This is a genomic window from Arthrobacter ginsengisoli (assembly GCF_031456935.1).
Lineage (GTDB): Bacteria > Actinomycetota > Actinomycetes > Actinomycetales > Micrococcaceae > Arthrobacter > Arthrobacter ginsengisoli.
Genome location: NZ_JAVDVQ010000007.1, coordinates 212,203 through 221,380, shown reverse-complemented (window position 1 = coordinate 221,380; position 9,178 = coordinate 212,203). Strand labels below are relative to the sequence as shown.

General features: G+C 68.0%; 9 protein-coding genes. 1 reads left to right on the top strand and 8 read right to left on the bottom strand.

What is annotated here, in order from left to right:
• Nucleotides 1-175: 175 nt before the first annotated feature.
• Together J2X01_RS10850 and J2X01_RS10845 are read right to left on the bottom strand one after the other, a co-directional pair.
• Entirely contained in the window at nt 176-1,390 is a 1,215-nt protein-coding gene (locus tag J2X01_RS10850) for a thiolase family protein (RefSeq protein WP_310056703.1), read from the bottom strand.
• Nucleotides 1,383-2,786, bottom strand: a complete 1,404-nt coding sequence (locus tag J2X01_RS10845; protein ID WP_310056699.1) for a class I adenylate-forming enzyme family protein — start codon at nt 2,784-2,786, stop codon at nt 1,383-1,385. The genes J2X01_RS10850 and J2X01_RS10845 overlap by 8 nt, the downstream gene beginning before the upstream one ends.
• Before the next feature lie 58 nt (nt 2,787-2,844).
• Here J2X01_RS10845 and ypfJ point away from each other — a divergent pair, with 58 nt between their 5' ends.
• Nucleotides 2,845-3,732, top strand: a complete 888-nt coding sequence (gene ypfJ, locus J2X01_RS10840; protein ID WP_310056697.1) for a KPN_02809 family neutral zinc metallopeptidase — start codon at nt 2,845-2,847, stop codon at nt 3,730-3,732.
• Nucleotides 3,733-3,862: 130 nt separating this feature from the next.
• Here the strand turns inward: ypfJ and J2X01_RS10835 are convergent, their stop codons facing one another.
• The 6 genes from J2X01_RS10835 to J2X01_RS10810 form a co-directional block, all read right to left on the bottom strand.
• Nucleotides 3,863-4,195: a metal-sulfur cluster assembly factor gene (locus J2X01_RS10835; RefSeq protein WP_091561601.1), complete on the bottom strand. Its 333-nt coding sequence runs from the start codon at nt 4,193-4,195 to the stop codon at nt 3,863-3,865.
• A gap of 13 nt (nt 4,196-4,208) precedes the next feature.
• Nucleotides 4,209-5,006 carry a Fe-S cluster assembly ATPase SufC gene (sufC, locus tag J2X01_RS10830; RefSeq protein ID WP_310056693.1) on the bottom strand — a complete coding sequence of 266 codons (798 nt, stop codon included), beginning with the start codon at nt 5,004-5,006 and terminating at the stop codon, nt 4,209-4,211.
• A gap of 92 nt (nt 5,007-5,098) precedes the next feature.
• A complete protein-coding gene (locus tag J2X01_RS10825) occupies nt 5,099-5,458 on the bottom strand; it encodes a non-heme iron oxygenase ferredoxin subunit (RefSeq protein ID WP_223917407.1) in 360 nt (119 codons plus the stop codon).
• Nucleotides 5,459-5,489: 31 nt separating this feature from the next.
• Nucleotides 5,490-6,776 (bottom strand): Fe-S cluster assembly protein SufD, encoded by a 1,287-nt coding sequence (gene sufD, locus J2X01_RS10820; protein ID WP_310056689.1) that lies wholly within the window; start codon nt 6,774-6,776, stop codon nt 5,490-5,492.
• Nucleotides 6,776-8,239, bottom strand: coding sequence for a Fe-S cluster assembly protein SufB (gene sufB / locus J2X01_RS10815; protein WP_310056687.1), 1,464 nt, complete (start codon nt 8,237-8,239; stop codon nt 6,776-6,778). The genes sufD and sufB overlap by 1 nt, the downstream gene beginning before the upstream one ends.
• The gene (locus J2X01_RS10810) at nt 8,239-9,102 is read right to left on the bottom strand and encodes a helix-turn-helix transcriptional regulator (protein ID WP_374724956.1); all 864 of its coding nucleotides are present in this window, start codon (nt 9,100-9,102) and stop codon (nt 8,239-8,241) included. The genes sufB and J2X01_RS10810 overlap by 1 nt, the downstream gene beginning before the upstream one ends.
• Nucleotides 9,103-9,178 lie beyond the last annotated feature (76 nt).

Here is a 9,178-nt window from a genome sequence, read left to right as displayed (position 1 = left end):
ATGTTCACTGGGTGCGCCCGGGACTGGGCATGTCCCCCGGGTGGCACGGCGCGGGCTTGCGCTTCCTGTCCCAGGGTCACGGGGCATGCCCTCCCCTGGCTGCGGCCACGGGACATAAGTCCACTATGTCCGCTGGGTGTCCCCGGGACTGGGCATGTCCCCCGGGACCAGGCGGCTAGGACAGGCTCCGGTACTCCAGCAGCGCGGCGGTGCCCATGCCCCCGGCGATGCTGATCAGTGCCAGCGCCAGTTGCCCCTCGACCGGGCTGCGGCGGGCCTGCGCCAGCAGGCGGGTGACGAGCACGGCACCGGACGCCCCGTAGGCGTGCCCCAGGGCGAGGGCGCCGCCGTCGAGGTTGGCGCGATCCGCCGGGATCCCGAGCCGGTCCAGGCACGCGAGGGTCTGCGACGCGAACGCCTCGTTGAACTCGACCAGCCCGAGCGCGGCGGCGGTGATGCCACACCGCTCCAGCAGCCGTTCTGCCGACACCGCCGCCCCGATGCCCAGCAGCTGCGGGTCCACTCCGGCGGTGTCCGTGCCCCGCACCAGAAGGCCATCGCGGGCGCCGAGTTCGCGGGCGCGTTGAACCGAGGTGATCACGACGGCGGCGGCCGCGTCCGCGTCGAAACAGGAATTCCCCGCGGTGACGGTGCCGCCCGCGGCAAACGCCGGCGGGAAGCGTGCGAGCACGGCCCCCGTGAGGCCCCGGCGTGGCCCGTCGTCGGCACTGACCGTGCGGGCACCGCCCGGCCCCGAGACTCCGGAAACACCGGCAAGCGGAACGATCTCGCCGTCGAAGACCCCCGCGGCGGCAGACGCCAGCGCGCGCCGGTGGCTGCGCAGGGCCAGTTCGTCCTGCCGCTCCCGGCTGATCCCGAAGCGGGCGGCCACATTTTCAGCGGCGGACCCCATGTCCGGATCCCCCAGGCCCTGGGGCGCGAACTGCGCCCGGGAGAAGAACTCCGGAGCACCGTCGCTGTTCCGGCGGGCGCGCAGCGGCGCTGTGCTGATGCTCTCCACCCCGCCGGCCAGGTACAGGCCGCTGCCGCCGGCTGCCACGAGGCTGGACGCCAGCACAATCGCGTCCAGACCGGAGCCACACTGGCGGTCCACGGTGAGGCCGGGGACGCTGACAGGCAGCCCGGCTTCGAGGGCGGCGAGCCGGGCCACGTTCCCGCCGCCGCCGACGGCGTTGCCGATCACCACATCAGCCACCGACGCCGGGGCCACGCCGGTGCCGCCGAGCAGGGCGCGGAGCACGGGGGACAGCAGTTCATGGGCGTGCAGGGATTTCAGCGCCCCGTGCGCGCGGCAGATCGGGGTCCGGCGGGCGGCGATGATGACCGGCTGCCGGTCCTCGGGCAGGGTCCGCGGCTGCGGCTCAGCCAAGGCGCCGGATCCGGGGGTCGTTGCGGGTGATCCAGTCGAGCAGCAGTTCCCGGCTGAGCTTGCCGCGGTCCGTCAGTGGAAGCCCGGCCAGCGCGAAGTACTCCAGCGGACGTTTGTTGCGGGCCAGCACGTCCTCGACGCCGGCCTTCAGCTGGGTGGCCGTCACCCCGCCGTGGGAGGGGACGATCCCCGCCACGACTTTCTGCCCGCGGAGATCGTCCGCGAGTCCGGCGGCCACAGCCGCGGCCACACCGGGCACGGAGGCCAGTGCCAGCTCGACCTCATGCGGGTAGACGTTGGTGCCCGCGGTGATGATCATGTCCGAGCGGCGGCCGAGCATGTGCAGGGTCCCGCCGTCGAGGTAGCCCTGGTCCCCCACCGTGTGCCAGCCGTCGAAGCTTTGCAGGGCGTGGCCGTCGTCGCCCCAGAGGTAGCCGTCGCTGACCATGCCGCTGCGGACGCAGATGTTGCCGTCCGAGCCGTCCGGCAGCTGGACCCCGGCGTCGTCGAGGATGCGGATCTCGACGCCGGGAAACGGGCCGCCGATCCCGGTACCGCGCTGTTCCTGCGGCCGGCCAGGCGGAAGTCCGGCGCCTGAGACGAAGCTGAGCTCCGAGGCGCCGTAGTACTCGAAGATGGTCGCGTTGGGTGCCCAGCGGCGGGCGGCTTCCAGGGTCCGGGCGTCCAGTTTGGAGCCGGCGCAGATGATGCTCCGGATGCCCGAGGCGTCGACGCCGCCGCTCAGTCCCCGTTCGCTGAGGAGCCGGAGTGTCGTGGGGACCAGGACCAGCCGGGTGATTCCGTCATGGCTGACCGCGGAATGGGCGTCGCCGACGTCGAACCGGGCGAGGGTATGGAACTCCGAACCGGCGTACAGGCATTCGGCCAGTGCGTAGAGGTTCAGGCTGGCCGCGAGGGGTCCCGGCGCCAGGGTCCTGTCCTCCGCGGTAAGGCCAAAGAACGCGACCGAGGCATCGAAGGAAGACTGCCAGGACCGGCGCGAGCGGGTGAAGGCCTTGGGGACAGCGGTAGTGCCGGAGGTAAGGCCGATCAGGAACGGAGAACCGGGCGGCCCGTCGACCAGTTCCACGGACCCGTCGCCGGCCGCGGCGGGCACGGTGTCCCGGATCCGGCCCCTGATCCCGTCCAGCAACTCCGGCGGCCACGTCGGATCCAGCACCGCACACTGCCGCTCCCCTGCGACGGCGGCCGCGAACGCGACGGCGAAGTGCAGCGAGTTCGGCTCAGCCAGCATGGTCACGGCGGGTGAGCCGGACACCAGTCCGGCGGCCGCGCCGCGCAGTTCCTCCCAGCTCAGGCGTTGCCCGGCCACGACGACGGCGGTCCCGTCGGGTCGGTCATCGGCCCAGCGCTGGAGTCTGTCGAGAAAAGGCATCAGATCAACTTTACCGGCCGGCAGCCGCGCCGAAGGCGGTAAGCGATATTGTGACAGCATGAGTTTCAACGACAACGTCCAGCTGGACCCTTCCCAAGTTCAGGACCGGCGCGGCATGGGCCGCGGCGTGAAAGTCGGGGGCGGGATCGGCGGCGGCATTATCCTGCTGATCGCGGCCCTGCTCGGCATCAATCCGAGCCTGCTGGAAGGCCTGGGCGGCACCTCCCAGGACCCCGGCGCGCAAAGCCAGGGCACCGCCCCGGCCTGCGCCAGCGGCGCCGACGCGGACGCCCGGCTGGACTGCCGGATCGTCGGCACGGTGAACAGCCTCAACGCTTTCTGGCCGGCCTACCTCGCCCAGTACAACAGGCAATACCCGCAGCCGGAAACGGTGATCTTCACGGGCGGCACCAACACCGGCTGCGGCGCCGCGACGTCTGAAGTCGGGCCCTTCTACTGCCCCGCCGACACCACGGCGTACTTCGACCCGGGGTTCTTCCAGGAACTCGTGGACCGCTTCGGCTCCTCCGGCGGACCGCTGGCACAGGAGTACGTGGTGGCCCACGAGTTCGGCCACCACATCCAGAACGTGCTCGGAAACCTCGACCAGGCCCAGCAGGATCCGCAGGGACCGGAATCCGGGGCCGTCCGGGTGGAACTCCAGGCCGACTGCTACGCGGGACTCTGGGTCCGCTACGCCACGACCCAGGAGGATCCCAAGACCGGCCTGCCGTTCCTGGAGCCGCTCAAGGAACAGGACCTGCGCGATGCCCTCTCCGCCGCCTCGGCCGTCGGCGACGACCGCATCCAGAAGGCAGCGACCGGCCGGGTCTCGCCCGAGTCCTGGACCCACGGTTCCAGCGAGCAGCGGCAGAAGTGGTTCTACCAGGGCTATGCGACCGGAGACATCAACCAGTGCGACACCTTCGGCGTCGCCACCCCCTAGCCCCATCCGCTGCTCCCTAACGGCCGTTATGGGCCGGCTAAAGGGCGGTTGCGGAGCAGTCGATGAACGACGACGGCGGCCGGCCACCTTCCGTAAAAGGTGACCGGCCGCCGTCGTCGTAACGGTGGGGCTAGATGTTGAAGCCCAGGGCGCGCATCTGGTCGCGGCCGTCCTCGGTGATCCGCTCCGGACCCCACGGCGGCATCCACACCCAGTTCAGGCGCCATTCGTCGACGATCCCGTCGAGGGCCTTGCCGACCTGCTCCTCGATCACATCGGTGAGCGGGCAGGCGGCCGTGGTCAGCGTCATGTCGATCAGCAGGGCGCCGTCGTCGTCGGAGTATTTCAGCCCGTACAGCAGGCCCAAATCAACGATGTTCACGCCCAGTTCCGGGTCGATCACATCCTTGAGTGCCTCTTCGACATCCTCGAGGCCCGTACGGGCCACATTGAGTTCGGTCATGGAGACGTCCTAACTAGGCCTGGGCAGCGGCGGACGCTGCCGCGATGGTGGCTGCCCCGGCGCCGGTGGCGTAGCGGTCGTAGCCTTCTTCTTCGAGGCGGTCGGCGAGCTCCGGGCCGCCCTCTTCGACAACCTGGCCATCAACGAACACGTGCACGAATTCCGGCTTGATGTAGCGCAGGATCCGGGTGTAGTGCGTGATGAGCAGGGTGCCCATGTTGCCCTCGGCGTGGGCACGGTTGACGCCCTCGGAGACGACCTTGAGGGCGTCGACGTCCAGGCCCGAATCGGTCTCGTCCAGGATGGCGAACTTCGGCTTGAAGAGCTCCAGCTGGAGGATCTCGACGCGCTTCTTCTCGCCGCCGGAGAAGCCCTCGTTGACGTTGCGCTGGGTGAAGTCGGCGTCGATGCGCAGCTGGGCCATGGCAGCCTTGACGTCCTTGGTCCAGGTCCGCAGCTTGGGTGCCTCGCCGTCGATGGCCGTCTTGGCGGTCCGCAGGAAGTTCGTCATGCTGACGCCGGGAACCTCCACCGGGTACTGCATGGCGAGGAACAGGCCGGCGCGGGCGCGCTCGTCGACGGTCATCGCGAGGACGTTCTCGCCGTCCAGGGTGATGGTGCCGGCGGTGACGTTGTAGCGGGGGTGCCCGGCGATCGTGGACGCCAGCGTGGACTTGCCGGAACCGTTCGGCCCCATGATGGCGTGCGTCTCGCCGGTCTTGATGGTCAGGCTGACGCCCTTCAGGATTTCCTTGGTGCCCTGCTCGGTGTCAATGCTGACGTGCAGGTCCTTGATCTCAAGAGTAGACATGTGTCTTGTTCTCCTCTGCACCGTGCCCTCCGGCACTGTGCTGTTTCTGGTCGATAAGTTTTCTGGGACTGGCTGCCGCGGTGCCGGGGCAGTCAGCTGAAGTTCGGAGCCTCGGCGCCGTTCAGGACATTGGTGAAGTCCACATAGACTTCGTCATCCAGGACGGTCACCGCAAAGACGGGAACAGGATCATAGGCCGGCAGCTGCAGCGGTTCGCCGCTGCGCAGGTCGAACTGGGAACCGTGCCCCCAGCACTCGATCTTGCAGCCTTCGACCTCCCCTTCGGAGAGGGAGATGTCCGCGTGGGAGCAGGTGTCGCCGATGGCGTGGATTTCGCCCATCGAGTCCTTCACGATCGCTACCGGGTAGTCGTCGATCAGGATCCGCAGCGCCTGCTTGAGTTGGATCTCGCTGGCGTTGCAGACCAGCTCGCCTTTTGGCTGTTCAGTCATTGATGGTTTCCGTGTTCTTTAGTGCTGCGCACTAGTGGTTCGTTGCCGCGAGTTCGCGTTCGACGGCGGCTGTGAGGCGCTCCTCGATGGCCGGAACCTTGATCTGCTGGATGATCTCGTTCAGGAATCCGCGGACCACCAGACGGCGGGCCACCTCTTCCGGAATGCCGCGGGCCATCAGGTAGAACAGGTGCTGGTCGTCGAAGCGGCCGGTGGCGCTGGCATGGCCGGCGCCGGCGATCAGGCCGGTTTCGATTTCCAGGTTCGGGACGGAGTCCGCGCGGGCACCGTCGGTGAGGACCAGGTTGCGGTTGGCCTCGTAGGTGTCGGTGCCTTCTGCTTCCTTGCGGATCAGGACGTCACCCACCCAGACGGTGTGCGCGTTGCGGCCCTGCAGGGCGCCCTTGTACAGGACGTTGGACTTGCAGTTGGCGACGGCGTGGTCCACGAACAGGCGCTGCTCGAGGTGCTGGCCGGCGTCGGCGAAGTACAGGCCGAACAGTTCCACTTCGGCGCCCGGGGCGGTGAAGCGTGCCGACGGGGTGACACGCACCAGGTCGCCGCCGAGGCTGACGACGATGTGCTTGAACTTGGCGTCGCGGCCGAGTTTGACCTGCTGAGAGGAGGCGTGCACGGCGTCGTCGTTCCATTCCTGGAGCGAGATGACGGTCAGCTGCGCGCCGTCCTCAACGAGGATTTCAACGTTTTCCGAGACGACGGCGCTGCCCTGGTGGTCCAGGACGACGACGGATTTGGAGAACTTCTCCGCGACGATCACGACGTGCTGGGCGGAGGCCACGGTGCCCTGGCCGGTCAGCAGGACGCTGACCTCGCCGTCGACCTGGACCTCGGCCGGGACGGTGATGACGGTGGCCTCGGTGAAGTTCTCCCAGGCGTTTGCGGAGACGCGGTCCTCGGGGATCGCGGCCGTTCCGATCCGGCGGTCGTCACGGCCGACGGTCTCCACGGTGACGCTGTCCGGTGCGGTGACGCTGACGGACGGTGCGGTCCCGTTGAGGACGTCGGTGTGCAGGCCGCGGAGGCGCTTGAGCGGGGTGAAACGCCAGTCCTCCTCCATGCCGGTCAGCGGCTTGAAGTCCGCCAGTTTGTAGGAGGTCAGGCGTCCGGCGCGGGAGCTGTCCGGAATGCCGACGCCGCCGCCGTGCGAGTGCCGCTTGACGGCTTCGCCGGCCAGCGGGGACTTGGACTCCGCGGCGTTCAGCGGTGAGAGGCTTTCGCCTTCCTCGGTGAAGCCGTTGATGAACGGCTGGGCTGAGGGCGCGCCGATGCGGGCCTTTTCAGTAGTGATGTCAGTCATTAACCGACCGATCCTTCCATCTGCAGTTCAATCAGTCGGTTCAGCTCGAGGGCGTATTCCATCGGCAGCTCACGGGCAATGGGCTCGATGAAGCCGCGGACGATCATCGCCATGGCCTCGTCTTCGCGCATGCCGCGGGACATCAGGTAGAACAGCTGTTCTTCGCTGACCCGCGAGACCGTGGCCTCGTGACCCATCGTGACGTCGTCCTCGCGGATGTCGATGTACGGGTACGTGTCCGAACGGCTGATGGTGTCAACCAGCAGGGCGTCACAGCGGACCGTGTTGGCGGAGTGCTTGGCGCCTTCGCGGACCTGGACCAGGCCGCGGTAGGCGGCCCGGCCGCCGCCGCGGGCGACGGACTTGGACACGATCGAGCTTTTGGTGTTCGGCGCGATGTGGACCATCTTGGAGCCGGTGTCCTGGTGCTGGCCTTCGCCCGCGAAAGCGATGGAAAGGGTCTCGCCCTTGGCGCCCTCGCCCACGAGGTAAACGGCCGGGTACTTCATGGTGACCTTGGAGCCGATGTTGCCATCGATCCACTCCATCGTGGCGCCCTCCTCGCAGATGGCGCGCTTGGTGACCAGGTTGTACACGTTCGTGGACCAGTTCTGGATGGTGGTGTAGCGGACGCGGGCGCCCTTCTTCACGATGATTTCCACGACGGCGGAGTGCAGCGAGTCCGAAGTATAGATCGGCGCGGTGCAGCCTTCGATGTAGTGGACGTAGGAGTCCTCGTCCGCGATGATCAGCGTGCGCTCGAACTGGCCCATGTTTTCCGTGTTGATGCGGAAGTAGGCCTGCAGCGGGATGTCGACGTGGACGCCCTTGGGCACGTACACGAAGGACCCGCCGGACCAGACAGCCGTGTTCAGCGACGCGAACTTGTTGTCGCCCACCGGGATGATGGTGCCGAAATACTCCTGGAAGATCTCCGGGTGCTCACGCAGCGCGGTGTCCGTGTCCAGGAAGATGACGCCCTGCTGTTCCAGGTCCTCGCGGATCTGGTGGTAGACGACCTCGGACTCGTACTGGGCGGCGACGCCGGAGACGAGGCGGCTGCGCTCGGCCTCCGGGATGCCCAGTTTCTCGTAGGTGTTCCGGATGTCCTCGGGGAGGTCCTCCCACGTGTTGGCCTGCTTCTCCGTAGACCGCACGAAGTACTTGATGTTGTCGAAGTCAATGCCGGAGAGGTCTGCACCCCAGGTCGGCATGGGCTTGCGGTCGAAGTACTTCAGGCCCTTCAGGCGCAGGTCCAGCATCCACTCCGGCTCACTCTTCTTGGCCGAAATGTCACGGACGACGTCCTCGTTGATGCCGCGGCGGGCGTTGGCCCCGACGTCGTTCTTGTCGGACCAGCCGTACTCATAGGTTCCGATTCCGTGGAGCTCGGGATTCTTTTCCAGAATCTCCGAAATCACAGTGGATTCAGCAACCTTCTTCTCTGATAGTTGGTCCGTCATCACGGCCTTTCTTGCAGATGGTTGGATACTTCGTCCAGGCTGCCCGGGCTGGTTGCAGGGCTGTGAGGCCCCCTGGCCGCCGGACGGCCTGTAGGTATGTGGGTGGTGCAGACGTGCCCGCCGCGTGCCAGCGTGGAGAGCCGGCGGACGTCGACGCCGACGAGCCGGGAGAACACGTCCGTCTCGACGTCGCAGAACACCGGGAACTGCGCGGCCAGTTGCTGGATGGGGCAGTGCCCCTGGCACAGCTGGACGCTGGAGAGCGCCGCCGGCAGCGGCGCCTTGGCTTCGATCGAGGTCGTGGAGGCCACGAACCCGTCGCGGCTCAGCGCCTCGGACAGCGCCTGCGCCCGGGCGGTGATGTCCGGGCCGGCCGCCTCGATCTCGGGCGCGTACCGTCGTTCCATCTCGCCGAAGCGTTCGACGGCGAACTGCCGGACGGCGTCGGGCCCGGCCAGTTCGCCGAGGCGCTGCAGTGCCAGCGTGGCAATGTCGAGATAGTCGTTGCCCAGCGTCGACTGGCCCTGGGAGCTGAGGACATAACGGCGGGCGGGACGCCCGGCCCCGGCGCCGGCGCGGGCGGCCCGCTTGACCTCAATCACGCCGTCGCGGGAGAGGTGGTCCAGATGCCGCCGGACAGCGGCGGGTGTGAACCCGAGCAGGTCGCCGAGTTCGGCGGCGCTGATGGGGCCGTGTTCCAGGACTGCGTTCAGCACGCGGTCCCGGGTGCGCTCCTCGGCGTCGGCCGCCGGGAAAGCGGTGGCCGCCTGGGCTGCCACGGCTCCCGACGCAGCCGGTGACGCCGCACGCGGGCGGCCGGGACCCGGGGGCGCGACAGAAGTCAGGGGGCTCATGGAATACACAACACAATCATGTCCTAATTTAGTCCCCCGTTCCAGTAAGGCATGGCTATCCTCGGGCAGCCGGCGGGCCGGAACG